25 protein-coding genes are annotated in these 25,888 nt (G+C 53.3%); 3 read left to right on the top strand and 22 right to left on the bottom strand.

Going from position 1 to position 25,888, the window contains the following annotated elements; translation table 11 throughout:
• Positions 1 to 33 precede the first annotated feature (33 nt).
• The 10 genes from BM181_RS04760 to BM181_RS04710 form a co-directional block, all read right to left on the bottom strand.
• Entirely contained in the window at positions 34 to 1,230 is a 1,197-nt protein-coding gene (locus BM181_RS04760) for an MFS transporter (RefSeq protein WP_075442659.1), read from the bottom strand.
• The gene (locus BM181_RS04755) at positions 1,227 to 1,655 is read right to left on the bottom strand and encodes a MarR family winged helix-turn-helix transcriptional regulator (RefSeq protein ID WP_075442658.1); all 429 of its coding nucleotides are present in this window, start codon (positions 1,653 to 1,655) and stop codon (positions 1,227 to 1,229) included. The genes BM181_RS04760 and BM181_RS04755 overlap by 4 nt, the downstream gene beginning before the upstream one ends.
• Positions 1,656 to 1,746: 91 nt before the next feature.
• On the bottom strand, positions 1,747 to 2,373 hold the full coding sequence (locus BM181_RS04750) for a flavodoxin (protein ID WP_075442657.1): 627 nt from the start codon (positions 2,371 to 2,373) through the stop codon (positions 1,747 to 1,749).
• A gap of 79 nt (positions 2,374 to 2,452) precedes the next feature.
• Positions 2,453 to 3,136, bottom strand: a complete 684-nt coding sequence (locus tag BM181_RS04745) for a flavodoxin family protein (RefSeq protein WP_082336170.1) — start codon at positions 3,134 to 3,136, stop codon at positions 2,453 to 2,455.
• A 28-nt stretch (positions 3,137 to 3,164) separates the two neighbouring features.
• The gene (locus BM181_RS04740; protein WP_075442656.1) at positions 3,165 to 3,467 is read right to left on the bottom strand and encodes a YciI family protein; all 303 of its coding nucleotides are present in this window, start codon (positions 3,465 to 3,467) and stop codon (positions 3,165 to 3,167) included.
• A gap of 12 nt (positions 3,468 to 3,479) precedes the next feature.
• Positions 3,480 to 3,695 (bottom strand): hypothetical protein, encoded by a 216-nt coding sequence (locus BM181_RS04735; RefSeq protein WP_177207165.1) that lies wholly within the window; start codon positions 3,693 to 3,695, stop codon positions 3,480 to 3,482.
• Positions 3,696 to 4,072: 377 nt separating this feature from the next.
• Entirely contained in the window at positions 4,073 to 4,699 is a 627-nt protein-coding gene (locus tag BM181_RS04725) for a TetR/AcrR family transcriptional regulator (RefSeq protein ID WP_075442654.1), read from the bottom strand.
• Positions 4,700 to 4,866: 167 nt separating this feature from the next.
• Positions 4,867 to 5,544 carry a M15 family metallopeptidase gene (locus BM181_RS04720; protein WP_075442653.1) on the bottom strand — a complete coding sequence of 226 codons (678 nt, stop codon included), beginning with the start codon at positions 5,542 to 5,544 and terminating at the stop codon, positions 4,867 to 4,869.
• A gap of 115 nt (positions 5,545 to 5,659) precedes the next feature.
• Complete coding sequence (locus BM181_RS04715) at positions 5,660 to 6,445, bottom strand: transporter substrate-binding domain-containing protein (protein ID WP_075442652.1); 786 nt, start codon at positions 6,443 to 6,445, stop codon at positions 5,660 to 5,662.
• A 276-nt stretch (positions 6,446 to 6,721) separates the two neighbouring features.
• Positions 6,722 to 7,138, bottom strand: coding sequence for an ester cyclase (locus BM181_RS04710; RefSeq protein WP_075442651.1), 417 nt, complete (start codon positions 7,136 to 7,138; stop codon positions 6,722 to 6,724).
• Positions 7,139 to 7,580: 442 nt separating this feature from the next.
• Between BM181_RS04710 and BM181_RS04705 the strand changes: the two genes are divergently transcribed.
• Positions 7,581 to 8,489: a LysR family transcriptional regulator gene (locus BM181_RS04705; protein WP_075442650.1), complete on the top strand. Its 909-nt coding sequence runs from the start codon at positions 7,581 to 7,583 to the stop codon at positions 8,487 to 8,489.
• Between the two features lie 109 nt (positions 8,490 to 8,598).
• On the opposite strand, the gene BM181_RS04700 is transcribed toward BM181_RS04705, so the two are convergent.
• From BM181_RS04700 to BM181_RS04680, 5 genes are all read right to left on the bottom strand, one after another.
• Positions 8,599 to 9,228, bottom strand: coding sequence for a methyl-accepting chemotaxis protein (locus BM181_RS04700; RefSeq protein WP_082336169.1), 630 nt, complete (start codon positions 9,226 to 9,228; stop codon positions 8,599 to 8,601).
• A 104-nt stretch (positions 9,229 to 9,332) separates the two neighbouring features.
• Positions 9,333 to 10,097, bottom strand: a complete 765-nt coding sequence (gene nagB, locus BM181_RS04695; protein WP_075442648.1) for a glucosamine-6-phosphate deaminase — start codon at positions 10,095 to 10,097, stop codon at positions 9,333 to 9,335.
• Between the two features lie 13 nt (positions 10,098 to 10,110).
• Positions 10,111 to 11,361: a GspE/PulE family protein gene (locus tag BM181_RS04690; RefSeq protein WP_075442647.1), complete on the bottom strand. Its 1,251-nt coding sequence runs from the start codon at positions 11,359 to 11,361 to the stop codon at positions 10,111 to 10,113.
• A gap of 92 nt (positions 11,362 to 11,453) precedes the next feature.
• Positions 11,454 to 12,134 (bottom strand): TIGR00266 family protein, encoded by a 681-nt coding sequence (locus BM181_RS04685; protein WP_075442646.1) that lies wholly within the window; start codon positions 12,132 to 12,134, stop codon positions 11,454 to 11,456.
• Positions 12,135 to 12,281: 147 nt separating this feature from the next.
• Complete coding sequence (locus tag BM181_RS04680; RefSeq protein WP_075442645.1) at positions 12,282 to 12,854, bottom strand: tRNA 5-(aminomethyl)-2-thiouridylate-methyltransferase MnmM; 573 nt, start codon at positions 12,852 to 12,854, stop codon at positions 12,282 to 12,284.
• A 160-nt stretch (positions 12,855 to 13,014) separates the two neighbouring features.
• On the opposite strand from BM181_RS04680, the gene BM181_RS04675 reads away from it, so the two are divergent.
• Both BM181_RS04675 and BM181_RS04670 read left to right on the top strand, forming a co-directional pair.
• Positions 13,015 to 14,130 (top strand): SLC13 family permease, encoded by a 1,116-nt coding sequence (locus tag BM181_RS04675; RefSeq protein WP_082336168.1) that lies wholly within the window; start codon positions 13,015 to 13,017, stop codon positions 14,128 to 14,130.
• Positions 14,131 to 14,157: 27 nt separating this feature from the next.
• Entirely contained in the window at positions 14,158 to 15,084 is a 927-nt protein-coding gene (locus BM181_RS04670; protein WP_075442644.1) for a ketopantoate reductase family protein, read from the top strand.
• A gap of 74 nt (positions 15,085 to 15,158) precedes the next feature.
• Here BM181_RS04670 and BM181_RS04665 read toward each other — a convergent pair whose 3' ends face one another.
• Genes BM181_RS04665 through polA form a run of 7 tightly spaced genes read right to left on the bottom strand, consistent with a single transcriptional unit; the run spans position 15,159 to position 25,875 of the window.
• The gene (locus tag BM181_RS04665; RefSeq protein WP_082336167.1) at positions 15,159 to 16,505 is read right to left on the bottom strand and encodes a threonine/serine exporter family protein; all 1,347 of its coding nucleotides are present in this window, start codon (positions 16,503 to 16,505) and stop codon (positions 15,159 to 15,161) included.
• Between the two features lie 8 nt (positions 16,506 to 16,513).
• Positions 16,514 to 17,290 carry an alpha/beta hydrolase gene (locus tag BM181_RS04660; RefSeq protein WP_075442643.1) on the bottom strand — a complete coding sequence of 259 codons (777 nt, stop codon included), beginning with the start codon at positions 17,288 to 17,290 and terminating at the stop codon, positions 16,514 to 16,516.
• Between the two features lie 42 nt (positions 17,291 to 17,332).
• Complete coding sequence (locus tag BM181_RS04655) at positions 17,333 to 21,172, bottom strand: PolC-type DNA polymerase III (protein WP_075442642.1); 3,840 nt, start codon at positions 21,170 to 21,172, stop codon at positions 17,333 to 17,335.
• 30 nt (positions 21,173 to 21,202) lie between these two features.
• Complete coding sequence (locus BM181_RS04650; protein ID WP_082336166.1) at positions 21,203 to 21,817, bottom strand: lytic transglycosylase domain-containing protein; 615 nt, start codon at positions 21,815 to 21,817, stop codon at positions 21,203 to 21,205.
• Positions 21,798 to 22,406, bottom strand: a complete 609-nt coding sequence (coaE, locus tag BM181_RS04645; RefSeq protein ID WP_075442641.1) for a dephospho-CoA kinase — start codon at positions 22,404 to 22,406, stop codon at positions 21,798 to 21,800. The genes BM181_RS04650 and coaE overlap by 20 nt, the downstream gene beginning before the upstream one ends.
• A gap of 24 nt (positions 22,407 to 22,430) precedes the next feature.
• Positions 22,431 to 23,258, bottom strand: coding sequence for a bifunctional DNA-formamidopyrimidine glycosylase/DNA-(apurinic or apyrimidinic site) lyase (gene mutM / locus BM181_RS04640; RefSeq protein ID WP_075442640.1), 828 nt, complete (start codon positions 23,256 to 23,258; stop codon positions 22,431 to 22,433).
• A 1-nt stretch (position 23,259) separates the two neighbouring features.
• Complete coding sequence (gene polA / locus BM181_RS04635) at positions 23,260 to 25,875, bottom strand: DNA polymerase I (RefSeq protein ID WP_143092112.1); 2,616 nt, start codon at positions 25,873 to 25,875, stop codon at positions 23,260 to 23,262.
• Between the last annotated feature and the right edge of the window lie 13 nt (positions 25,876 to 25,888).

The following is a 25,888-nucleotide window of genomic DNA, read 5'->3' as shown; positions in this document are numbered from 1 at the left end:
TCTTATGACATTTGCCATAAGAGGTTTTTTCACTCATTTACTTGCCCCTGCAATCGGACAATTACCAATTTTTTGCTGATACTTATTCCATGCAAAGTAACACCCAGCGGCCACCGCAATGACGCCTGTGCAGATTACACTGTACATAAACGTATAGCCATAGCCAGCCGCGACTAATCCTAACAAGCCAGCCGCAAGCCCGACACTGATATCCAGCGACCAGAAATACGTTGCCGTTGCAACACCACTACGCGATAGTGGCGCGCTCTGAATCGCCAATGTCTGAAAAGCAGGACTCAATGCGCCAAAGCCACAACCAAGAACTGCCGCCGACAGCAAAAGTCCCGTCATCGTTGAAATCTGACCGAAAAGCAGCATTCCCAATGCAAAACACAAGAAGCCAGGATAGATCGTATAATCCGGGCCCTTGGCATCAAATATCCTGCCCACCACAGGCCGAGTCAACACAATCACAGCAGCAAATACAGCAAAGAACATACTAGTTTCCTGCTGCAATCCCAAAGATTTCGCATAAAGCGGAATGAACGTCAGCACGCCGCCATACGCAAAGAATACCAGACCACCAATAGACGACATCACCACAGACTTGCGTTCAATAAAGTCATGGATACTGATACCCCGCCGCGTTTTTTTCACCGGTAAGATAACATGATCCGGCAAGCGCCGATGATTTGCCACCCAAAATGTGAATACGGCCAGAATCACCATGAAAAGGAAAAAAGCCTCTGCCCCCCAGCTGCCGATAATAACCAGTCCCAGCAAGGGCCCCACGACCATGGCCAGATTCGTCGTCAAAGCAAAATAGCCAATTCCCTCCCCTTTACGCGCCACAGGCAATACCATAGCAGCCATTGCCGCCGCTGCCGTAGTCGCCAGCGCAAAAATCACACCATGCAGCAGGCGCAGACTATAAATCCCTGTAAGGGTTTGAAAAAAATTGAACCCTAGCATGACAAGTCCAAAACAAAGTGTAGTCACAAACAACAACGAACGTTTATTCACGCTGTCGATAAGCCGACCAGCCAACGGGCGGCAAACTACAGTCCCAATCTGGAAAAAGGTCATCGCCATGCCAGCTTCCAGTTCTCCGCCCTGCAAATCATCCATAATAAAAATTGGCAAAGCTGCAATCATAATATACTGGCTCATAAAAACCAGAAAATTACAGCCTCCCATACTCAAAAATTCCGGTGTCCAAAGTTTGTTCATTCGCGAATCATTTCCTCAATCTGTACTAACATTTTCTTCATATTGGCTGTATCAGCCTCCCCTAATTCCCGCTCTAGCTGCCGATTTTCCTGCTCATCTGCTGTAGCCAGTTTATCCACCAGCAACCGGCCAGCTGCGGTCAGCTGTAGCAGAAAAGCCCGGCGATCAACCGGATTTTGCTCTCTTTTTACATAATCTTTCTTTATTAGTCGATCCACGATTGCCTTGACCGTATTGGGGTCTTTTTTCATCTGCATGGCCAACTCTTTTTGGCTGACATCCGGTTTTTCGGCTAATATCTTCATCGCCACCCACTGCTCTACTGTCAATCCATAGGGGCTGAAAATTTTTTCAATATGGCGGTGAACCTTTCGCGCCGTTCGGCATATCAGATAGCCCAGCGTATCATCAATCCGCATCGTCATTCCTATGCTCCTATCGCAATAAAATAATACGTTAACGTACTTAATATTAATACGCTAACGTATTATTGTCAATACAGCTATGGGAGCTAGTTCATAAGCCCAACTCATTAAACCAGCGTTTGATTTCTTCTGCTTTAGCCTGCGGCGAGAACAACTTGCCCGGCTTCCATTCCGCCTTACCCTTGGTCAGCTTTTGCAGATAGTCAGCACTGCTGCCGATATCGCTGCCACCGGAGGTGCAGATAGCTGTCAGCTTCTTACCTGTAAAATCATAGCTTTCCACAAAGGTATCCAGAATGCGCGGTGCCTGTCCCCACCAGATAGGATACGCCAGTACGATGGTATCGTAATTAGCTATCGGCGCATTCTTATCCGCAAGTTTCGGGCGGACACTATCGTTTTTCTGCTCCACCGTAGCACGGGTAGTTTCGTCATTATAGTTCAAGTCCTCTTTGCTATAAGGAACTTCCGGACGGATTTCGTAGAGATCAGCATTCAGAGCCTTAGCCGTATTCTCGGCAAGCGTGCGGGTATGGCCCGTGGCCGAAAAATACGCTATGAGGATCTTGCCTTTGGCCGCAGGCGCCTTGCTGTCTGCCTGTGCACTCTGCGCAGGTGCCGATGCCGCCTTTTCTGCCGTCTTGCCCGACTCTGTGCCACAGCCCACCAAGCCTAGAATCATCAACACGCCCAAACAGGCAATCCACAGTTTTCGCATAATGTTATCCCCTTTCATCACCAATTTCATCTATGTTCACTCTAACACTTGTAGTAAACTTCAAGTCAAGTATTTTCTCTTACAAATTGGCGCCTATTTTATACGCCATATCGGCAAAGGACGACTTTTCGACCAGACTGCGGGCACCGCAGCCTGTCGCCCAAACCTGCCCGACATCCTGCCATTCCATGTAGCGCACCAACGTTTCATAATGATTGGCCAGTGCTTCCATCGTCCAATCGGCACTGTTATAGGCCGTAGCCATCATAATGGATTTCTTGCCATGCAGTTTCCCCGTACGGGAATAGAACCTATCTACGATTATCTTTAACTGGGCCGACATGCCAAAGTAGTATAGCGGTGTGGTCAGCACGATAAGGTCAGCGGCCAGCATCTTGGGCATCAGCGTATTTTCGATGGCATCCTTGAACACGCAGGGACCATCCATGCCGCATTTGTCGCACCCCTGACAAGGATGCGTTTCCTCATGCGCCGCATCAAAGGTAAAGACTTCATGACCGGCGCTTTTCGCCCCTTCGGTGAACCTGTCTGCCAGATAAATCGAGGTGGACTCATTTTGCGGATGGGGGCTGCTGGTAATCACCACAATCTTCATGTTCTTTCCTCCCGAAACACTTCCCGGTACAAATTCTTTTGCTTCCTTACTGCTCTTTTCGCCAGTCAGAGCGCCCAGACCACAGCCGGAAAGAAGCAAGGTCATGGCACCTGTGCCGGCAAGCTGTATAAATTCCCGTCTGTTCATAAGGATTTCCTTTCCTCAATGCCGCTGCTTATTTGCCTGCATAATCAGCCATGGATGGTGCAATCATCGCAGCCTTAAAGGGACGCACTTCATAATCGGCCATACCGCCCGCGTAATACACATCGTCCCGCAGGATTTCTTCCACGGCTTCGCGGGTTTCTGCGCCGGTAATCATAATCCCGGCCATTTCCTTGTCGGTATATGGCCCCACCAGCAGAAAATCGCCCTGCTCAAAATGCTTGGTAAACCAGGCAATATGCTGCTTGAAGAGCTCCTCGCCCTTGCCTGCCGGGATCTTGTCTGCCTTTAACACCTGATTGATGATAAACATATTTCTTCCCCCTTACAAATTCTTGCCCGTTTCATAGGCTTCCTGCATAGCTGCCGATTCACGAATGGCACCGGGTGCCAAAGCCGAAGTGCCGATAACAGCACCTGCATTGCGCACGCCCACCTGATTGAATTCCTTGAAACAACCCACATACATAGCAAAATCCGAAAGGATATTGGCCATGAATTTCTTATCCGGCACGCCGCCCAGGGATTCCCGTGTTGCCATTTTTTCTCATACTGCCATGAATAACTAAAACCTTCATCGTCATCTCTCCTTACACATACACATTATCATGAAAATATTGATTCTTGCGAATTTTGGCAATATACTTTTGCCAGCCAAATCGCTTCCCAACGTGCATCCCCCAGATAAATGCCCCCAGCATTGCTCGGAACTTTCACGCCCAAAGCCCCCAGCTTATCCATCGCATAGCTTATCTCTGCAATGCAGCCCTCGCTGCTCGGAAACAGCAGGGCTGCCACAAAGCCAAATTTATCCGGATATGACCGTCTTTTCCTGCATAATATCACCGAGCCCCCAAAGGGCAAAAGCCCCGCCGATACCAGCTTTTAGAAAATCACGCCGTTTCAAGGTATCCCTCCTCAATCCACGCCTAACAGCTTCCGCAGGCAATTATAGGAAATCTCATAGATGGACAAATACTTATAATCAATGCCCGCTTCGGCCATCGCTTTTTTCTGCTCCTCCGTAACCACGGCATAGGGGTAAATCCCATAGATAAAGGGAAAATACGCATAGATAAAGCTCTGCTTATTCTCTTCATCCATTTCCGGACAAAACTTGTCCAGACAATGACGCACCGCTTGCATGGACTTGCCATAGGAACGCTTGAACTCCACCAGATTCTCATAGCGGCTGTTCCCTTCCATATCGAAATGATTCATGGAAAGAAGCTTCAACAGCCGTGACCGCTTTTCCAAAGAACGAGACAAGGCCTTCGCCAGTTCATCATGGCTTAACGAATCGTGCGCAGACACAAGCTGCTCCAGGTCAGCCACCCACAAATCATACTCCCGCTGCATCAGCGCGAGAAAGATTTCCTCCTTGGTATTGAAATAGTTATAAATAGCCGTGCGGTTAAAGGTCGTTACCTTGCCAATCTCTTTGAGCGTAATATCCTTGAAATTCATCGTCTCATAGAGCTTGGCACATGCATCAATAATCTCTTCGCGCCGCGCGAGCAATACTTCTTCCGAAACCTTTGGCATAAACAGCCTCCTGCAATTTACTTTCTTTAAAATGACATCGTGTAACTTATCTTGATTGCATTATACGGCCAAAATGACACAATGTCAATATAAATCGCAAAAAAATTCGCCACGCTTTTTCCGTGACGAATCTCTAGGCTTAGACAGTTCCCCGCAATATGTCTATTTTATCTTAAATATTCTTCTAGTACCAAACCTGCATCACTGATTTTCTTTGCAGTTTCCTTGCCAACATAGCGGAAATGCCAAGGCTCATAACTGTAGCCTGTGATACTTTCCTTTCCCTGCGGATAACGCAGGATAAAGCCATATTCGGCCAACAGTGGGTGTATCTGCGCAAAAATTTCCTTCTGCGCTATCATTTCGTCATTATCATCAATAACCTTTCCGTCCACGACCAGGCAGATATCGACAGCCAAGCCCGTATGATGCTCGGAATACCCCGGAACCGCTACATACTGCTTCACATAGTCGGCCCCATACTTTTGGGTAAATTCGGCCACGATTTCCTTTTGACGGGCTACACTCCGATAGACAGAATCCAGCTCAATCTGAATCCCCTTTTTCTTCAGGGCTTGGCGCAGCTGCTCAAAATGCTGATAGGTTTCCGGCTCAATCTGGAATTCCTTTCCAAACGCATTCTTCACCGTAATCAGCGGCAGTTTTGCCTCATAATCGTCCGGCAGCTTATGCGTTTTGTTGACGAATACCAAGTAATCTACATCACGGCTCACACCAATCGTACGAACCGCTTCCGGGCTTGCCGCCTCTGCCTCGTAAGCAAAACTGCAGCATACCATAGCGGATAATGCACCAGCCAGTAGTTTTTTCTTGAATGATTTCACAATCGCACGCCTCTTTCTGTTTGTAAAAATACCATTGGTTATATTCGCTATAGTAGCAGCTTTTACCTGCCTTAACCCCTAAAAAATCCATATAGCCTGCATAGTTTTCCCCTAATTACCGATACAGATATTTCTGCTCCAACTTTGCTAAGGTTCCATCCATTTTCAGTTCTGCCAAGACAAAGTTGATATAGTTCAAAAACTCCTGGTCGCCTTTTTGCATGAGTATACCGCAGGAATGACGGGTGAAGGGGGCTTTCATCAGTGGCGCAGCCAATTTGTCATTCCGTTCGATATAACGAGCAGCCTCCACCGTTTCCGTTATCATGATGTCGGCATTGCCCTCTGCCACCTGCTGGGGAATGTCAGCATTATCCTGATGAACGATCAGTTTGGCCTTTTTAAGATTTGCATGGGCAAATTTTTCATTGGTGCCGCCAGGATTGATCATGACACGCACCTCCGGCTTGTCAATGTCGGCAAGGCTTTGATATTTCTTGGCATCGCTTTTCCGGCACAGAATGGTTTTACCAAAAGCACCTTCGCCATAGGCATCCGACATGGCCATGGTCTTGGCTCGTGCATAATTTCGGGAAATACCACACAGGGCGATATCAAATTTCCCAGCCAGCGTATCTGCGGTAAGCGTTGGCCAGCTCGTGGGCACATACTCGATTTTCACGCCCAAAGAGTCAGCAATCAGCTGCGAAAGTTCCGCATCAATGCCTTCGTAGACGCCTGTCTTAGGATTTAGATAAGACATTGGAACGTAATCACCTGTTGTCCCGATGCGAATAGTCCCCCTGGCGGCAATATCGTCCAAATGCCCTGCAAAAACCGTTCCGGCGGTCAATAGCATCAGCGCTGCCCAGCACAGGAAAACACGAATCGTTCTGTTCATAAAATCATTCCTTCCTCACGGATAATTTTCTAACAATATTGCTATTCGCTCTATTACCTGTTTTTCCCTGTAAAATTTTCCCGAAAGTTCCGCAAAGCAGCGGCCGCTGGTGACAAATGACGCCCATAAGGATAACGAACCTCCTCAAATAAACAGAGACATGTAAATAGGCAATAGGCGTATATCTTGCTCTTTGGGGAAATTTTTCGTATAGAGAATATATTTATCGGCAATCACGCAAAAGTGGTATCCCCTCCCGGAACATACCATAGAATCTCAAACAGGCAACAACCCTGTCTGCATAAGGATACCGAAAATATCCGGACAGCCAGTATCCGAAACGAACTGGCTGTTTTTTATTTGATAAAAGTTCATGCAGCGAACCTTAAACTTCTTGCCCGTAGCCGCCTGCCCCATAAAATTACCATCATGCGTTCCCGTACAGGTCCAGCACACAGCGATTTTCCCCGGTTCGGTCACGCAGTCCTCCATATGCCATGATACATCAGAAAACGCCGACCGCATCATGTGCACAATCGCCAGATACCCTTTAGGTCCCACCAACGGCTCTGGCTGTGTCGGTGCGTAAAAGATGGCATCTGGAGCGATCAGTTTTTCCGCCAAAGCTTCATCCGCTGTATTGATCATCGTTTCAAACGCAATCAGTAATTGTTTTTCCTCGCTGTTATTCATGGTCAATAACTCCTTTTTCAATCAGTGCCTGTTATACGCTACTTTCTTGCTGCCTGTCAAATTTGACCGGTCAACCTGCAAAAAAAACTTCCATCGCCGGCCTGTACATAATGGCCGGCTTTTTCATTGTTGCCATAGGGGTAGTGCTTTCATAAGGAGGACGATTGATACCACTCGAAAAATGCATACTTAATTAACGCTCCTTACCGATAAAACACTGCGCTGCCCAGCACTGCGGGTCGGCGGCATAAAAATCGCGGTAGGCTTCCATCCTGCCAGATTTGTAAGCGCCATGATACATCATCCTTTCTTAAACTATTATGGCTTTGCGCTTACAGGAACATCATAACAGGCAGAAATCGTTTTGTGAAATGCAATTGTCTCATCATTTATGCACAAAGCGTATTAATTATGGTATCATGGAACCCACGAGGTGATGCTTATGAATATGCAGCAGTTAGAATGCTTTGCAACGTTAGCCAAGACGCTGAATTATGCCAAAACAGCAGAACAGCTTTCTCTTTCACAGCCGGCGGTATCCCGCCAGATCCAAAGTCTGGAAACGGAACTCAATGCCAAACTCTTCAACCGGACTACGCGTTCCGTCAGCCTGACGCCGGTGGGCTTTCAATTCTTGGATGATGCCCAGCAGATGCTGTCGCTCTACTATCATTCGCTGGAGTGGATTTCCACCTTCCATCAGCAAAAGCGCACGGTTCTGCGCATTGGCTATGCCGATTCTCATGCCAACTGCCTGATCAGCAAGATTCTCACCCCCGTTCTGGCAGAAAATACCAATATCGTGCCCGAACTCACGCTTGACCAGACCGACGCCAACCTGCACCGCCTAGCCACCAACCAGCTGAATCTGGTCATCGGCATGAAAGATGCCAAATTCCAGGATGATGCGATTGTCTTTCAAAAACTCTGCGATGATGCCTTCATCTGTGTGATGAACAAGCAGCATCCTTTAGCGCAGAAATGCAAAAAGAGACGCCAAAAAAGCGTCTCCTCTGCGGATTTCTGGCCCTATCGCCAGATCATTGATATTCCACCTTATTTGTTGAAACATGTCTTTTCCCGCGGTCATCATATCGTACCGGTCAACGATGAACTCGATAACATCCTCTGTGCCACAACCAGTGAAGCCTATAATCTCGCCCTGGCAGGCGCAGGCTTTTCCCTGATTCCCAGCCATTTGGCCCCGCACCATAAGGAGCTTGTCTTCCTGCCCTGGCAAGAATCCCCCCACGCCCCCATGGGCATCTATTATCGTCAGCAATCAGCTCTGGACAAGAATTCGGCGATTTACAAATTCATCGGTGCTGCTCAAAACTGTATTCTTCCATGACCAAACCCGCACCGCTGAAAATTTTTCACGTCCTCAAGCAAAGTATTTCTCTTTCTCCAGCATATGATTCTCTTTGGCCAAAATAAAGGTAGTCGTGATATTGGCACTTTCATTGCAGACCCCGTTGAACATGGCAGCAATCGGCTCTACACAAAGGATGACCGAAATCGCCTCCGCAGCCCCCCCACCACAGTGAACAGATAGGCAATACAGATAATGCCGCCACAGAGAATCGGTGGTTTAGCAATCGCCATAATGCAAACAGAAACCCATAGCGTAAGAAAGAGACTGCCCAGACATCTCTGCCAGCTTCTATCGCCTGCTCACTGGCACCCTCGGCAATAGTAACAACACTATCTGCGACCATATGCGAAGCCTGTGCCGACTGGTCAGCACTTGCCGTAAGCTGTTCACTGGCAGCAGCCACCTGCTGGGACATATCGGTTACATGACTGATGACCTTGCGCAGATTCTCAATCATATGGTTGAGCGAGCCGCCTAAAACACCCATTTCGTCATTGGCTGCGGCCTTGACATGACCGGTCAAATTGCCATCGACAATCTGCCCGGCTTCCTCCATCAAATACCCGATGGGGTTGCCCACCCGGCGGTTGAAAATGCCGATGTGCACGACGCAGAGTATCAGCATGACGATAAGGGCCATGACAATGCTCGTGTATTTCGCCTGCGTGATGGGGCTCGTATAATCAGATTTCGGTGCGACAAGAACAAGATTCATATTACAACGGACCTAAAAGAATTTTTTGTAAAAAATGTGTCAACTATTATTGACAACTTCATTATTGTGGTATAACGCCCCCATGACGCAATCGGCAAAAACGACTAGCCTTTGCGCGTGATGGTCACGCCGCGGATCTGCTCCGGCAGCAGGGCTGCGGCTTCTTTGTCTACGATGACAGCAACATCGCGATGCAGCTGCAGGATCGAGGCAGGGGCCTCCGGCGTCACATCACCGCAAACTGCTTTGTATACGGCTTTGGCCTTGTTGCGGCCATTTGCCAGCAGGATGACGTGTTCAGCCATCATGATGGTCTTTATCCCCATGCTGATGGCATAGCGCGGGACTTCACTAGCATCCTGGAAAAAACGCGAATTGGCCTGGATGGTTTCCTCGTCGAGCTCCACCTTATGTGTGGTCGCCGCAAATTTCAGGTCTGGCTCGTTGAAGCCGATATGAGCATTCTGACCGATGCCGAGCACCTGCAAGTCAATGCCGCCCTTCGCTGCAATGAGCTTCTCGTAGCGTTCGCCTTCTGCCAGCATATCCTTGGCCATGCCATCGGGGATATGGACATTCTCCGGCCGGATATTGATATGCCGGAAGAAATATTCCTGCATGAAGTAATGATAGCTCTGCGGATTGTCCGGGCTCATACCGATGTATTCGTCAAGATTGAAGGTTGTCACCTCCGAGAAATCCAAGCCTACGGTCTTATGCACAGCCACAAGGCGCTCGTACATCGACACAGGCGTGCTGCCGGTAGCCAGCCCTAGGACACTATCGGGCTTCAGATAGATCTGGCCGGCCACGATATTGGCGGCCTCCATTCCCATCTGTTCATAAGAATCTGTGATGACAATGCGCATATTTCTTCCCCCATCAACCATAAAGCACTCGTTTGACCTCAGCCAGCGTTGTCAGTCCCTGCTCTGCCTTGACAACACCATCCTGCCAAAGGGTCTGCATCCCCTGCTGCAGGGCCAGCCTTTCTATCTCCTGCCGGCTCCCCGTCTGGAGGATGGCCTGACGGACTGCACTATCGATCAGCAGGATCTCGTGCAGTGCCAGCCGCCCGCGGTAGCCCGTACCGCCACACGCCGCGCAGCCACGGCCGCGCCATAGGGTCTCCCCGCGCCGATACCTCTTCCCCAGCAGCAGCGTCTCTGGTGCCTCAGGCTCCGGCTGGTATTCTTCCCGGCAGTGCGGACATATCCTGCGCACCAGGCGCTGGGCGACAATGCCCGACAGCGTTGCTGCCAGGAGATAGGGCGCAATCCCCATCTCCAGCAAGCGGAAGATCACGGCCGCTGCCGTTTCCGTATGCAGTGTCGTCATGACCTGATGACCTGTCAGGCCGATGCGCACAGCCATCTCCGCCGCCTCCGCATCGCGGATCTCTGACAGCAGCACCACCTGGGTATCCTGCCGCAAGGCCGCCTTCAGTCCCGTCACATAGTCCAGCCCTGCCTTCGGATTGATCTGCACTTGATTGACACCTGGAAGCTCCCGTTCGACGGGATCTTCCAGCGTAAGCAGGCTGCACTCCGGCTGGTTGAGCTCGCTGAGGGCGGCATAAAGCGTCGTCGTCTTACCTGCTCCCATCGGCCCCGCGATGACGAGCAGGCCTGCGGGACGATGGATCAGCTGCTCGAATTTCTGCTGATTGGCCAGGGAAAAACCGAGCTCGGCCACACGCAGAAGCTGCTCGTCCAAATCCATGAAGCGAAGCACCATCATCTCGCCATGCAGCACCGGCATGACCGATACGCGGATGTCCAGCCCCGCCCCCCTGCCATCGTCATAGCGGATATGTCCATCCTGAGGCCGCTGGTGCTGGGCAATATCCATCCCCGCCATGACTTTCAGCCGCGATAGCAGCGGCGCAGTAAGCTCCAGAGGTATCTGCTCGGCTGCCTGCTGCAGAATCCCATCGATGCGGTAGCGCAGCCGCATGCCCGTGGCGAGAGGCTCGAGATGCAGGTCGCTTGCCCGCTGCGAGATTGACCGGTCAAGCAGCCAGTCGGCTAACCGTACCACCGCCGACGACCGGCCAGCTGCTACATTGCCTTGCCTTACCTCCCGCAAGGCTTGCCCGATAAGCCAATTCCAATTTTCCTCTGCCGCCAACATAAAAATCACTGTCCTTATATCATGGATTGGTAATTAACCTTCCATTTCTACAGGACAGTGATTTTTTCCTTCCTATCTGGCAGAATCCCTTTTTAGTTCGTTGGTATCATCGAGCGAATCCACGCTTCAAAACTGCTGGGATTCCGCGTTTGTATCAGCACCGTTCCCGGGCCACGGAAACGGGTCACCAGGCACTCGCCGGACTTGATGCCGGAAAGCCAGCCATTCGATGCTTTTTCGATGGTATAATCCATGTAATCCGGCCAGGCGACCAGATTGCCATTATCGATGATCACTTCCTCACCTTCGCCCAGCTCCACGGGATGGATGACACCAAAGCTGCTGACAAACAGCGTACCTGTTCCCTTTATCCTCAGCACGAAAAAACCTTGTCCCGAAAAAAGGCCATGGGACAGGTTCTGCATCTTCGTATCGACTTCGATGCCTTCGGTACTAGCCATATAGCCGCCTTTCTCGACAATCCAGCCATAGGAGCCCGTAAGCGGCAAAGACACGATACCGCCAGGAAGCGCATGTCCGAGCATCACTTCGCCTGGACCGCGGGAGGCAATGAGCTCCTGACAGAAGAAGCTTTCCCCCGACAGGAATTTCCGCGCGAGTCCCGACAATATGCCGCCAGTCATCTTGCCTTCTACATCGACAGTTGCCGACATCGTTATCATGGCGTCTGATTCAGCCTTCAGCCGCTCACCTTGCTCCAGCTGGCACTTTACCACGGGAAAAGCTTCCGGATATAAGATTTCGTATTTCATGTTACTACTCCTATCTCGTATTATTTTTATAGCGTGAACGATAAGAGTAGTATAATGCTGCTTTCTTGCAGCAAAATTAGCCGTTGCTTATCCCTGCATTAAAAAGTGCCGGACAGAAGAAATTTCCGTCAAAGCTGGGCCTGACGGTCATACAGGCCCAGCTTTGACGCGTTCGACCAAGTAGGCATAGGGAGCATTCCGCTGATGATTGAGCAGACGATAGCAGCCTACTGTGAATTGACGGCAAGGCAAGGCTGCCAGATACGCAGCCAGCATATCGGCCTCGGCTTTACCCTCGGGATGACCAGGATAGACTACGATTACCGCAATGCCATTTACCTTGAGCTTGGCCAGGGCCTGATCGACCGCGCACTTCGTGCTTTCACGACGCGTCACCGCCGTATGTTCAGCCCCTGGCAGATAGCCGAGATTGAACAGCACGGCATCGACCTGCCCGGGAACCTGCACGTCAAGCTGTTCATGACTTCCCAGGATATAGTGGATACGCGCGGCATATTGTGCCGTGCGCGCTTTGGTATTGGCGATGGCTTGCGGCTGGATATCAAAGGCATAGATCTGAGCCGTCTCTTTTGTATGCTCAGCTAAAAACAACGTATCATGTCCATTGCCAGCCGTCGCATCGACAACAACCTCCGCCCGCTCAAGCACGGGAACCAGCGCCATATGCATCAGCTTCAAAACATTACTTACCGTCTGCATCGTAAACTTCTCCTTCTCTTTTTGACCTATCGCTTTTATTTTACCGTCAATCACCGGCTGGTTGCAAACCTTCTTGGAAAGCAGGCAGATTTTCCTTGGTCTTCACACGATTCTATATTAAAATAGGTCTATCGTTATTTTTAAAGGAGAATCGTTTACCATGTCCGTTACATCCTGCCGTCAATACTTGCGTCACAATCCAGATCTTGCCGCCGCACTCGTTTTTGCGCTTGCCGCCAGCTGCTTTGTCCCCTTCTCACCAGCTGCACTGCTTGGAAGCATCAACCTGCCGCTGCTCGGGCTACTGTTCTGCCTCATGAGCATCGTCGCGGGTCTTAGGCAAAGCGGCCTGTTTGCTGCACTTTATCAGCATCTCTTCCAGGGCGAGACATCCAGCCGCACGCTCGGCCGCTTTTTCATCTTCAGCTGTTTTTTCAGCTCCATGCTGATTACCAACGATGTCGCGCTCATCATCTTCGTACCGCTGGCTATACTCGCCTTGACCGAAGTCCGCGCCATCCGCCTGCTGATGCCTGTCGTCATCTGGCAGACGATTGCCGCTAACATGGGCAGCATGCTGACGCCGATCGGCAATCCGCAGAATCTTTTCATCTACTCTTATTATGAATTATCCCTGGCCGATTTCCTCAGCATCACATTTCCCGTCGTGCTTATCAGCGGCGGCATCATCTACCTTGCCACCTGCTTCCTGCAGGACAAACCGGTAAATATCGCCGCACAGTCCGGAAAGCGTCTCAGCTGGCACCGCATCCTGCCGCTGCTTTTGCTTTTTGTCCTCTGCCTGCTAAACGTCCTGCGCATCATGCCCTTTTTTGCACTCATGCTTATCGTCGTACCTGCCATTGCTTTGCTTGACCGCAAGTTATTTTACGAAGTGGACTACAAGCTGCTTTTGCTCTTCACTTTTCTCTTTATCGGCGTCGGCAGCCTGGCCCGCATTCCTTACTTGCAGGAAGGCCCGGCTGCACTGCTCACCGGACACGAATTCTTAGTCTCCCTATTGCTCAGCCAGGTCATCAGCAATGTGCCGGCCACCGTCATGCTGGCACAGTATACGACAGCTTCGGCCCCGCTGCTACTCGGCGTCAACATCGGCGGCCTCGGTACCATCATCGCCTCGATGGCCAGTGTCATCTCCTTCAAGGCCTATCAGGGCACGCGTTTCCATAAGACCGGCCCCTACCTTTCGCTGTTCACCCTGGCCAACCTCGGCCTGCTGGCCATCCTGCTTGTTTATTATTATCTCTGCCTATGATAGAATAGGCACCAAGGAGGGATTCACATGAAATTTGCAATCGTTGGCACGGGCGGCACTGGCGGCACGCTCGGCGCGTATCTCGCCGCCAGTGGCCAGAATGTGACGTTCATCGCGCGCGGCAGGCATCTTGCCGCTATGCAGCAGCATGGCTTGACGGTCCGCACGGAGCATCGCGGCGATATCGTCATCCAGCCGGTCAAAGCCTGCACCATGGATGACTACGCAGAAACACCTGACGTCATGCTTGTCTGCGTCAAATACTACGGGCTGGCAGATGCCATCGCACTGGCCCGCCGCACAGCCGGCCCCAACACCTTGATTGTCCCGATCCTCAATGTCTTTGGTACCGGCGAAGTCATGCAGCGCGAGCTGCCGGATTGCACCTGCCTCGATGGCTGCATGTATGTCTTTGCCAAGATTGGCGAGCCGGGCGTCATCCTGCAGCCCGAAAAGATCCTGCGCGTCTTCTTCGGATTCCGCCCGGGACAGGATCAGCGCCTGACGCCCCAAGCCCAGGAGCTTGAGCAGATCATGAACGCGGCTGGCATCCGCGCGCATTTCACGGCACATATCCAGCGGGACGCCCTGCAGAAGTTCGCCTTCGTCTCGCCGATGGGAGCAGCAGGACTCTACTGCGATGCCGTAAGCGACGACTTCCAGCACGAGGGCGAGGTGCGCGAGCTGTTTGCCGGGCTTATCGCCGAGGTCGTCGCCCTCGGTCATGCGATGGGCATCGAATGGGAAAAAGACCTCGTCGCAACGGGACTCAAAATGATCGATGCCTTCAAGCCTGGCCTGCGCACATCGATGCAGCGCGATGTCCTGGCCGGAGGCGTCTCCGAGTTCGACGGTCTTGTCAACCGCATCGTCGCCCTCGGCCAGGAATACCATGTCCCCACCCCCCTTTACCAGAAGGTCAGCGACTGGGGCAAAGCCCATCATATCCAATAACCGCGAAAACAAAAGGCGATGCCGCAAGCTTTTCTCTGCTTGCGGCATCGCCTTTTCCAGACCTCAGGCCTGCATCAATCGTCCATATCGCCGTAGCGCTGGGCAAGCAAGCGCTGTTCTGCACTGTACTTGCGCTGCTGGATATAACGATGGATAAAGATATTTGGGATCGCCACGCCAACGGCGATCGCGATGATGATGATGACGGCCGACACCCCGCTGCGGATTCCCGCGAGCAAGGCCTCCGAATTGATGGACTCGATATTGAGCAGGGCAAAGAGCAGCCGGTACAGCAATACACCTGGAATCATCGGGATAGCCGAAGGGATGGTCATGATGATATTCGGTGTATGGAACCAATGGATGGCCCGGAGCGCGATGATACCGACAACAGCCGCGCCGAAGAAGGAACCTGCCGCCTGGGACCAGCCGAGCTCCAATACCGTGATATTGCGCAGCAGCACCGTGATGATGCCGCCCACTGCCACCACCGGCAGCAAACGCTTCGGGATATTGAAGATGATGGAAAAGCCCATCGATGCAACGGCAGCGGCAATCGCCTGCGAGAGATAGAACGTATCCGGCGTCAGGCTCACGCTCGTGAAGTCAGTGACGCCGCCCAGGCGGATAGCCGTCACGATACCGAACGTCATGCTGCCGACGACGAGCAGCGTATGCATGGCCCTTGTCATACCCGATACGATGAAGTTGTTGAGCAGATCATCCACCGCATTGATCAGCGGGATGCCTGGCACCAAGAACAGCGTGCAGGCTATGAGCGGATACCAGTTGAGTCCCCCCGTCAGGAACTGCGTCGCCCAGGCCAGCATCGTCGTCGCAAAGGAAGTGATGGCGATAGCCGCATAGGTGTTGAACCCATAGCCCACGCAGCAGCGGCGGATCAAAAAGCCCAGCAGTGCACAGACCGCCGTCAGCACAAAGTCAAGCCAGCTGCCGCCAAAGAGCTTGCAGAAACCGCCGCAGGCTGCCCCGGCCCCCAAGGCCGTGAGCCATACCGGATAATTGCGCGGCAGGTTGCGGATATTATCCAGCTGCCGCTCGTAATCCTGCAGCGAGTAGTTTTTCGCCATGGCCCGCCAGGTCAGCTTGCTGATTGCTGACAGCACCGTCATATTGACGCCATGTTTCGTGCATTTGCGGAACTCCGTATAAGAACGCTGCTCATCATTGACATTGAGCATCAGCGTCGTGTACATGACATGCTGATGGATATTCTCTTTCGGAATCCCCATGAATGCTGCCGCGCGCATCATATCGCGGACCGTGCGGTCCGAGTCCGCACCATTTTCCATCAGCAGCTGCCCCGTATGCAGGAGCAAGTGCATCTTCGGCCCGATTTCTGCAAAGGGTTGGCTGAAGACCTTCTCCTTATTCTCCTGTTTCTCACCCAAGCGTTCCATGCTTTGGCTCATTCCTCCTTATCGCACTTGAAAAAATCCACGATCTGGCTGATAGCCAGCGCCATGTGGTTCTGGTTCTGGAAGGGATGGTTCGCCCCTTCGACAGGCACGAACTCGATGACATTGTTCTCGGCAAACTCCTGGGACTTTGCAAACGGAATCATCTCGTCCTTGGTCCCATGGATGATCCGCATTGCATCGGCAAAATCGAAATACTCCTGCTCCATGACATCAAAGGCCGCCAGATCATCGAGAAAGCTCTGGTCGAGTTTCATCTTGCGCTCAAATCCCACCTGTATCTCCTTGCCCTTGGCAAGTTTTGACCGGTCAGCCTCGCTGATATGATTGCACATCGAGTCCAGCATCGTGACAGCCGGGCTGCGCAGCGCTATCTTCGTGAAGGGATTCTCCTGCTCACGGATATAGCGCAACGTCAGATATGCGCCAAAGCTCGTCGAATAGTTGTAGACATGTTTTGCCTGCAGCTCCTGCCGGGCATAAGCCGTCACGAGCCGCAGGTACGTCAGGCATTCGGTCACCGAAAGCTTCTTGCGCGCATCCTCGCCGTGGCAGGGCCAATCAAAGGCAATGGCCGCATAGCCCTTGTACTTGGCGACAAGATGCTCACCGAAATTTGCCGTACCCGCGGTGTCCTTGTGGCTGCCGAAACCATGCGTGATGATGGCGACATTCTCGAACGTCCGCGTGGTCTTGTCGCTGTCACGCACGAACAGCTTGCAGCGGATGCTATAACCTTCTTCGTTGATATCAAACTTCTTTTCCATGGGGTACTCTGACTTCCTTTTATCCTAGATAACTACTTTGCTTCAACTGAACAGCGCGATCTGATCGCTTTCGCCCATGCCCTCAAGGCAGCCATGTTCCCGCAGGATCTCGATGTTAGTCTTCGAGATGCCCGTGCGGCGGCGCATGTCCTCGATGCTCGTGAACTCGCCATCCTTGCGCGCCTCAACGATGCTCTGGGCCGCCTTCGTGCCCATGCCGCTGAGGCTGGCGATCGGTGGCAGCAGCGATTTCTCGTGGATGACGAATTTCTCCGCATCCGACTCGTAGATATCCACATACTCGCAGCTATAGCCGCGCAGATACATCTCCCAGGCCAGCTGGAGGACGATGAGCGTCGCGTTCTGCTTGGCATCGAGCTTCTTCTCCTTGGCCGCCAGCTCCAGCTGATGGATCTGCTCGCCGACATAGTCCTTGCCACGCGCGATGACATTGGCATCGAACTCAGCCGCGCGGATTGAGAAATACGCAGCATAATAGGCCAGCGGGTAATGCACCTTGCAGAAAGCGATGCGGTACGCCATCATGACGTAAGCCGTCGCATGGGCGCGCGGGAACAGATACTTGATCTTCTGGCATGACTCGATATACCATTCGGGGATACCGCCCTTACGCAGGATCTCGACCACATCATCGGCTATCCCCTTGCCCTTACGGACTTTCTCCATCGTCTTGAAGGAGAGCAGCGGATCGATGCCGTTGTGGATCAAATACATCATGATATCATCACGCGCCGAGATAGCGTTCTTGATGGTGCACTGCCCGCTGCGGATAAGGTCCTGGGCATTGCCGAGCCAAACGTCGGTACCATGCGAGAACCCCGATATGCGCACGAGATCCGAGAACACGTCCGGATTCGTATCGTCAATCATCTGCCGCGTGAACGGCGTGCGGAACTCGGGGATGCCAAAGGTACCCGAAGTCGCCCCAAGCTCTTCCGGCGAAAGTCCCAAGGCCACCGTCGAATTGAACAGCGACATCGTGGCCTTATCGTCAAAGGGTATCGTCTTCGGGTCACGGCAGGTGAGGTCTTCAAGCATCTTGATGACCGTCGGATCATCGTGGCCGAGGATATCGAGCTTGACCAGACGGCTGCTTATCGAATGATAGTCGAAGTGGGTCGTGATCGTGCCGCAATTCATATCGTTGGCCGGATGCTGGATCGGCGTGAAGAAATGCACATCCATGTTGCGCGGCACAACCATGATGCCGGCCGGATGCTGGCCCGTCGTCGACTTGACGCCCATGCAGCCATGGGCAAGCCTGTCGATATAGGAGATATGCTTCTTGACGCCCTTTTCCTCGAAGAACTTCTTGACATAGCCAAAGGCCGTCTTATCGGCAACAGTCTGGATGGAACCTGCGCGGTAGACGTTGTCCTTGCCGAAGAGCACCTCGGTATACTTATGTGCGACTGGCTGATAGGTACCCGAGAAGTTCAGATCGATATCCGGGACCTTATCACCATCGAAACCGAGGAAGACGGCAAAGGGGATATCATGGCCGTCCTTGATGAGCGGCTCGCCGCAGACCGGACAGGTCATGTCCGGCAGGTCATAGCCGCAACCATAGGAACCATCGGTAATGAACTTGCTGTACTGGCAGTGCGGGCAGCGCCAATGCGGCGGCAGCGGATTTACCTCGGTGATGCCCGTCATCGTCGCGATGAAGGACGAGCCGACCGAACCACGGGAGCCGACCAGATAGCCGTCGTCGTTGGATTTCTTGACGAGACGCTGGGAGATAAGATACAGAACCGAGAAGCCATGGCCGATGATCGGCTTCAGCTCCTGCTGCAGTCTCGCCTCGACGATCTCGGGCAGGTTCTCGCCATACATGGCCTTGGCCCGGTTATAGGACATCGTGCGGATCTCATCGTCAGCACCCGGGATCATTGGCGAATAGAGATCATCCGGAATCGGCTTGAAGGACTCGATCATCTCGTTGATCTTGCGCGGATTCGTGACGACAGCCTCATAGGCCAGCTCCTCGCCGAGATAGTCGAATTCCTGAAGCATCTCCTCCGTCGTGCGCAGGTAGAGCGGCGGCTGCAGTTCAGCATCATCAAAGCCCTTGCCCTTCATCAGGATAGCACGATAAATGCTGTCCTCGGGGTTCAGGAAATGCACATCGCAGGTCGCGACGAGCATCTTGCCGAGCTTCTGCGCCAGCTCTGCTACCTTGAGGTTGATATCGATAAGATCCTGATCCGTGGTGATGTCGGGGAACTTATCGCTGCGCTTCAAGAAGTCGTTGTTGTGGATTGGCTGGATTTCCAGATAATCGTAGAACTTCGCGATCTCGATAAGCTCCTCATCCGACTGGCCCTCGACGATGGCGCGGATGAGCTCGCCGGCCTCGCAGGCCGAACCGATCAGGATGCCCTCGCGGTACTCCTGGACAATCTTCTTGGGCAGGCGCGGCTGACGATGATAGTACTTGACATGCGCCAGCGAAACCATCTGATAGAGATTGCGCAAGCCATTGGGATTCTTCGCGAGGAAGATGATATGGTTGGCCCGCTTCTGCTCATAGTCATCACCGGTCAGATAGCCCTCCATGCCATAGATGACCTTGATGCCGGCATCCTTGGCGGCCTTGGCCGCATCCGGGTAGGCCTGCACGACGCCGTGGTCCGTGATGGCAATAGCCGGCCATCCCCAGCGCCCTGCCGTCTTGATGAGGTCCTTGACCGAAACGACAGCATCCATTGCGCTCATCGTGGTATGGGCATGCAGCTCGACGCGCTTGACCTCGGCCGTGTCCTCGCGCTGCTGCTTCTCCTTCTTGGCCATCGCATCGATGAACAGTACATACTCGTTCATATAGGTATCAAAGCGAACCGAACCGCGCACGCGCACTTCCATGCCCTCTTTGAGCTGGCCGATGATCTCGTCGTAGTCCTCCTCAGGGCCGTTCTTGCCGCGCTTTGGCTTGAAGAACTTTTTGCAGGCAATGCCGTTGGACTCATCAGCCAGGCAGAACGTGAGCAGCTTCGTGCCCGTCTTGAACTCGATGGTCTTGAGGCCGGAGCCAGCGCCCTCGCCGATAAAGCCCTCGAGGATGACATTCTTCGCCTCACCATCGAGCTCGTCGATGAGCTTGCGCTCGCCCATGACGCCGCGGCCGAAGATCAGATTGCCTGCGCCCTGCACCACGACCGGCTTGTCAAAGTCATCATGATGCTTGGGCAGCTGCGGCTTGTCCGCTGCCTTCGGTACCGGGCTGGGCGCACGTTTCGCCGCCGGCGCGGCCTTCGGGGCTGCCGCCCGCGTCTCAGCCACGCGCTCTTTCTGGCAGGCCGCCAGGTATTCGGGCGTATTGAAGCTGTCGTCCACCTCCAGGTTCTGCAGCACCTCATCGCTGGCATTGCACTCAACAGGGCAGCGATAGCCGAGCAGCTGCTTGATGGCACGGCTCATGAGCTGCGTGACCGAATGGGCGCGCATGATCTCGCCGCCGAGCTCGCCAGGCACGTCGATGACGAGCTTGCTGCCATCAACGCTGTACTTGGAGCGCTTGAGCAGCTGGAACACCGTCGGATTGCCCTCAGAGACCACAGTCACGAGCTTGGGCCAGATCTGCTGGATGCCGTCCTCGATATTGATGACATCCTGATAGAAGACGACACTTTCGAGCTGGCACTTGCGCCGTATCTGGGCAGCCGCCTCCTGCAGCAGCGCATCGGGGATAAGCGTCTGGCTTGTCAGGGCGATCTCCCAGCTACTCCGCTTCGTGCAGACCTCCACATGCCGGATGGTCGCCGCCTTCATCAGTTCCTTCTGCCCCTCATCGAGTGACATTCCCTGAACCAGCTGCCAGAACATATTCTCTTGTTTCGGTACGATCCGATACTTCTGCATGCTGCCAAACTCCCTCAAACTACACGCTGTTTACTCGGGATAGAGCTCCCGGTATTTCTTCTGGTCAGCCAGGACCTGACGGACGTATTCGCGCGTCTCCTTGAACGGAATCGCTTCGATATCCGCAAAATCATAGGACCAGTCGTTCTCCTTCATCCATTCCTGCACGTTGCCGCGCCCTGCGTTATATGCCGCCAGCGCCAGCACATCATTGCCATGGAATTCCTTCTGCAGGGTGGCCAGATACCAGGTACCATAACGGATATTGCGGTCCGGCTCATGGAGCCCCTCCTCTGAGTAGCCCGTATCGCCGAGCTGCGTCGATATCCATTTGGCCGTATCAGGCATGATCTGCATGAGCCCAACCGCCCCGCGGTGTGAATGCACATCGCGCTTGAACTTGCTCTCCTTCTTGATGACCGCTGCCGCCAGATTGCTGTCCACCCGGTACATCGACGCATATTTCATCACGGTATCATGATAAGGATACACATAAAAATAGCTGCGCTGCACAGGCTCGAACTGCAGGATGAGGTAGGCGCTGAGGCTCATCACCAATATGAACAACGCGACACAAAAGCAGGCAACCATGCGGCGATGCTGCATCTGCCTGCTCTGCCGGACCCTATTGTGAAAATCCGTCATGCGTCCACTCCTTCCATAGGAGGTCAACCTGCCGCAGGGTCGCCGGCAAGTCGCCATTATTATCGATCAGGCGGTCGGCGCGCCGCCGCTTTTCCGCCAGCGGCATCTGTGCAGCAATGCGCGCGCGCGCCGCCTGTTCATCATAGCCATCACGCTGTATCAGCCGTGCAAGCTGCACAGCTTCGCTGACGTCGACCAGACAATTTTCTTCTGTCATTTTATCCCATCCGGACTCAAAGAGCAATGGAACATCCAACACGATAAGCGGCACATCTTGTATTTTTTTCTCGGCAAGCTGCCGCTCGATTTCCGCCCGGATCAACGGATGTACAGACCGGTCGATCCAGGCGCGTTCCTCCGGCTGAGCAAAAACAATCTTCCCGATGGCCGCGCGGTCCAGCCGGCCATCAGCCTGCAGCACCGCCGCCCCGAAATGCCTGCGATACGCTTGATAGAGACTGCCCCCTGGTTCGGCCAGTGCATGGGCGATTGCATCCGCATCGAGAATAGCTGCGCCCTTTTCACGCAAATACCGGGAAACGGTGCTTTTGCCGCTGGCAATGCCACCTGTCAGCCCGATTACCTTCATAGTTCTCCCCATTCCTTCTATCCCTTATGGCCGCTGGCATTGCGGGCATAAATGCGTCCCCCGCCCGCCAACGGTCATCTTCTCGATCTCTGTGCCACACCGGCGGCATGGCTGTCCTTGACGGTTATAGACATACAGCTGTTCCTGATGGCTGCCCTGCTTGCCCTCACCGTTCTTATAATCCCGGAAAGTCGTTCCACCGTCGCGGATACCTGCTGCGATGGCCGTATTGACCGACTGATGCAGTCGTTGGCACTCTGCCGCCGACAAGCTGCCAACAGGCCGCAGCGGATGTATCCCGGCCAGGAACAAGGCCTCATCGGCATAGATGTTGCCAATGCCGCCGATGTATTTCTGGTTGAGCAGGAACGATTTGACCGCCGTCCGGCGGCCTTTCGCCGTCTGCTGGATATACGCCGGCGTAAAATCCCCGGTGAGCGGCTCCGGCCCCATTTCCGCAAGGCCATGGATGCGCCAGCGCTCACCAGGGGATAGCGCATAGAGCGTCCCCAGCGTGCGCGTGTCACCATAGACCAGCAGTCCGCCACCGTCCAGCTGGAACAGCAGGCGGGCATGGCTGTCATGGTTCACGCCGTCCGGTTCATAGACGAGCCGTCCCGTCATGCGCAGATGAAAGACAAGCTCACTGCCGTTATCCAGCGCCATGAGCAGATATTTGCCGCGGCGGTTCATACCGGCGATCGTGCGGCCAATCGCCATCGCCCGGTACCCTTCCGGCTCCGGCCATTTGATCTGGCGCGGCAGCAGGAGGTCCACGCCCATGATGCGCTGACCGGTCAGCTGCTTATCCAGATAACGGCGGATGATCTCTACCTCAGGCATTTCTGGCATGTCATTTCGCCTCCGCCCAATCTTTACCGCTATGGATATCAATGACGAGCGGCACGGAAAGATCGGCGACGTGCTCCATTGATTCCTTGAGGATTGCACTGACCTGCTCAAGTTCTTCCTGTGTCGTCTCCAGCACAAGCTCATCGTGTACCTGCAGCAGCATGCGGCTCTTGACACCGGCGGCCTGCAGGCGTTTATAGGCATCTATCATCGCGAGCTTGATGATATCGGCCGCCGTTCCCTGGATTGGCGTGTTCATCGCCATGCGTTCAGCCAACGAACGCTGCATGAAATTGCGGCTCTTTATGGCCGGCAACTCGCGGCGGCGGCCATAAAGCGTCTTGACCCCGCCCGTTTCATGGGCCTCAGCTACCGTATCATCGAGGAATTTCTTGACCCCCGGATAACGCGCGAAATAGTTCTTGATATACTCAGCCGCCTCTTTCTTCGGGATATGAAGATCACGCGACAGGCCATAGTCGCTGATACCGTAGACAATCCCAAAGTTTACGGCCTTGGCCTTACGGCGCAAGTCCGGTGTGACCTCAGTAAACGGCACATCAAAGACTTCAGCTGCCGTGCGCGCATGGATGTCCTGATTCTGGCAGAACGCATCGATGAAGCTGGCATCTTTGGACATATGCGCGAGCAGGCGCAGCTCGATCTGCGAATAATCCGCCGACAGCAGGCAGTCATAGCCTGCGCCCGGTTCAAACAAGGCGCGGATTGTCTTGCCCTCCTCGGTGCGTACCGGGATATTCTGCAGGTTCGGATCCGAGCTCGACAGGCGTCCCGTCGCCGTGACCGTCTGGTTGAAGCTCGTATGGACGCGGCCCGACTCGGGATGGATAAGCTCGCCGATACCGTCCAGATAGGTCGATTTCAATTTTGTCCACATGCGGTAAGCCAGGATCTGCTCGACGATGGGATGCTGGAACCGCAGCGACTCTAACACCTCAGCATTCGTCGAGTAGCCCGTCTTCGTTTTCTTGGTGGGCGGCAGCCCCAGGCGCTCGAACAATACTTCGCCCAGCTGTTTGGGCGAATTGATGTTGAACTCCATCCCGGCCAGCGCATAGATGTCCTGCTGGATTTCTGCGATCTTGCTGCCGACCTCTGCGGCTTTGCGCTCGAGATGCGCACGATTCACATAGACACCATTCTGCTCCATAGCCGCCAGCACTTCCACCAGCGGCAATTCCACCGTTTCATACAGGTCCTTCATGCCAAGCGACGTAAGCTCAGCCATGAGTTTATCCTGCAACATGCCAAGTATCCTGGCATTCCAGACCGCCTGCTCGGTTTCATCAGTAAATCGCTCGGGAACAGACTGCTCCGGAAAATACTGATGGGAAAGATTGGCCAGCTCATATCTTGCCAGTTCCGGCTGCAGCAAATAAGCCGCCAGCTTCACATCAAAATATTTGTTTCCCGCCTTGAGACCGGCATGATAGTAGCGCTTGAGTTCAAATACCGTAGCAGGCTTTTGCTCCATCGCGGCTAAGACCAGCGAAAATGCCGGCGTGTCCGCTGCCACAAAACCAGCTTTGCCGACAGGTGCTGTCACCACGGCCAGTCCTTCGAGCTGCTCAAACGGCGCCTTGCCAGTAAAGATACCACTGACCGCCAAAGATTCCGCCTGCGCCAGCATAGTTTCGGCCTGCTCTTTCTCCCAACGGTCATAGGTCAAATCAAGCGTAACAGTCTCGGGAATATCCATCCCTGCAAACAAGCCATCGCCCTCGGCTCCATAGATTTTCGTGAAATTCTTCCAAACTGCCTTGAGCTCATAACGGTCGCAGAATTGTTTCATCCGCGCATGATCCGGCGTAATGGCATAGCTGTCCATCTGCAATTCCAGCTCTGGCACCTGCAATTCGATGGTAGCCAGTTCCTTCGACAAAATGGCCTGCTCGCGGTTCTCCGTCAGGCGCTCCTTTAGTTTCTTACCCGAAATATCCGCAATATGTGCAAAAACATTTTCCAGCGTGCCATACTCGATAAGCAGCTTGGTTGCCGTCTTCGGCCCGACCCCGGGCACGCCAGGGATATTATCGGACGTGTCGCCCATAAGCCCTTTGAGGTCAATCATGCGCAGCGGCTCAAAGCCGTATTCCTCCGTAAAGACTGCCTCATCGTAGGCCTTGAGTTCTGATATTCCCTTTTTGGTCAGCATGACGCGCAGATTCGGCCGCACAAGCTGCAAAGCATCCTTATCGCCCGTCACCACCATGACATCATGACCAGCCGCAGCTGCTTTCGTTGCCAGCGTACCGATGATATCATCGGCCTCATAGCGCTCCTTTTCGATGAATGAAATGCCAAAAGCTGCTGCAAATTCATGCAGCAGCGGGATTTGGGCGAGGAGCTCTTCCGGCGTCTTATCACGCGTTCCCTTGTACGCAGCGTAACGTTCCGTGCGGAACGTCTTTTTCCCCTTGTCAAAGGCGATGACCAGTGCGTCGGGCTCCAGCTCACTCAATAGCTTGGTCAGCATATTCGAGAAGCCAAAGATCGCATTGGTCGGCTCACCTTGGGAATCTGTTAGCGGTGGCAGCGCATAAAACGCACGATACATAAGACTGCTGCCATCTAAAATCACAAAACGCTGGCTCAACAGGATTCCTCCT

Source organism: Pseudoselenomonas ruminantium (assembly GCF_900113715.1).
In the GTDB taxonomy this organism is placed as follows: domain Bacteria; phylum Bacillota; class Negativicutes; order Selenomonadales; family Selenomonadaceae; genus Selenomonas_A; species Selenomonas_A caprae.
This window is presented reverse-complemented; position numbering and strand designations above follow the sequence as displayed.

Coding starts and splice junctions, on each gene's coding strand:
- BM181_RS04670 (WP_075442644.1), top strand. CDS start 14,158: ATGAAATTTGCAATCGTTGGCACGGGCGGCACTGGCGGCACGCTCGGC.
- BM181_RS04690 (WP_075442647.1), bottom strand. CDS start 11,361: ATGTTGGCGGCAGAGGAAAATTGGAATTGGCTTATCGGGCAAGCCTTG.
- coaE (WP_075442641.1), bottom strand. CDS start 22,406: ATGAAGGTAATCGGGCTGACAGGTGGCATTGCCAGCGGCAAAAGCACC.
- BM181_RS04650 (WP_082336166.1), bottom strand. CDS start 21,817: ATGACGGATTTTCACAATAGGGTCCGGCAGAGCAGGCAGATGCAGCAT.
- BM181_RS04655 (WP_075442642.1), bottom strand. CDS start 21,172: ATGCAGAAGTATCGGATCGTACCGAAACAAGAGAATATGTTCTGGCAG.
- BM181_RS04700 (WP_082336169.1), bottom strand. CDS start 9,228: ATGAATCTTGTTCTTGTCGCACCGAAATCTGATTATACGAGCCCCATC.
- BM181_RS04760 (WP_075442659.1), bottom strand. CDS start 1,230: ATGAACAAACTTTGGACACCGGAATTTTTGAGTATGGGAGGCTGTAAT.
- BM181_RS04735 (WP_177207165.1), bottom strand. CDS start 3,695: ATGGCAACACGGGAATCCCTGGGCGGCGTGCCGGATAAGAAATTCATG.
- BM181_RS04740 (WP_075442656.1), bottom strand. CDS start 3,467: ATGTTTATCATCAATCAGGTGTTAAAGGCAGACAAGATCCCGGCAGGC.
- BM181_RS04685 (WP_075442646.1), bottom strand. CDS start 12,134: ATGAAATACGAAATCTTATATCCGGAAGCTTTTCCCGTGGTAAAGTGC.
- BM181_RS04705 (WP_075442650.1), top strand. CDS start 7,581: ATGAATATGCAGCAGTTAGAATGCTTTGCAACGTTAGCCAAGACGCTG.
- BM181_RS04675 (WP_082336168.1), top strand. CDS start 13,015: ATGTCCGTTACATCCTGCCGTCAATACTTGCGTCACAATCCAGATCTT.
- BM181_RS04755 (WP_075442658.1), bottom strand. CDS start 1,655: ATGACGATGCGGATTGATGATACGCTGGGCTATCTGATATGCCGAACG.
- BM181_RS04680 (WP_075442645.1), bottom strand. CDS start 12,854: ATGCAGACGGTAAGTAATGTTTTGAAGCTGATGCATATGGCGCTGGTT.
- BM181_RS04750 (WP_075442657.1), bottom strand. CDS start 2,373: ATGCGAAAACTGTGGATTGCCTGTTTGGGCGTGTTGATGATTCTAGGC.
- BM181_RS04660 (WP_075442643.1), bottom strand. CDS start 17,290: ATGGAAAAGAAGTTTGATATCAACGAAGAAGGTTATAGCATCCGCTGC.
- mutM (WP_075442640.1), bottom strand. CDS start 23,258: ATGCCAGAAATGCCTGAGGTAGAGATCATCCGCCGTTATCTGGATAAG.
- BM181_RS04710 (WP_075442651.1), bottom strand. CDS start 7,138: ATGAATAACAGCGAGGAAAAACAATTACTGATTGCGTTTGAAACGATG.
- BM181_RS04725 (WP_075442654.1), bottom strand. CDS start 4,699: ATGCCAAAGGTTTCGGAAGAAGTATTGCTCGCGCGGCGCGAAGAGATT.
- BM181_RS04665 (WP_082336167.1), bottom strand. CDS start 16,505: ATGGAACGCTTGGGTGAGAAACAGGAGAATAAGGAGAAGGTCTTCAGC.
- BM181_RS04715 (WP_075442652.1), bottom strand. CDS start 6,445: ATGAACAGAACGATTCGTGTTTTCCTGTGCTGGGCAGCGCTGATGCTA.
- nagB (WP_075442648.1), bottom strand. CDS start 10,097: ATGCGCATTGTCATCACAGATTCTTATGAACAGATGGGAATGGAGGCC.
- BM181_RS04745 (WP_082336170.1), bottom strand. CDS start 3,136: ATGAACAGACGGGAATTTATACAGCTTGCCGGCACAGGTGCCATGACC.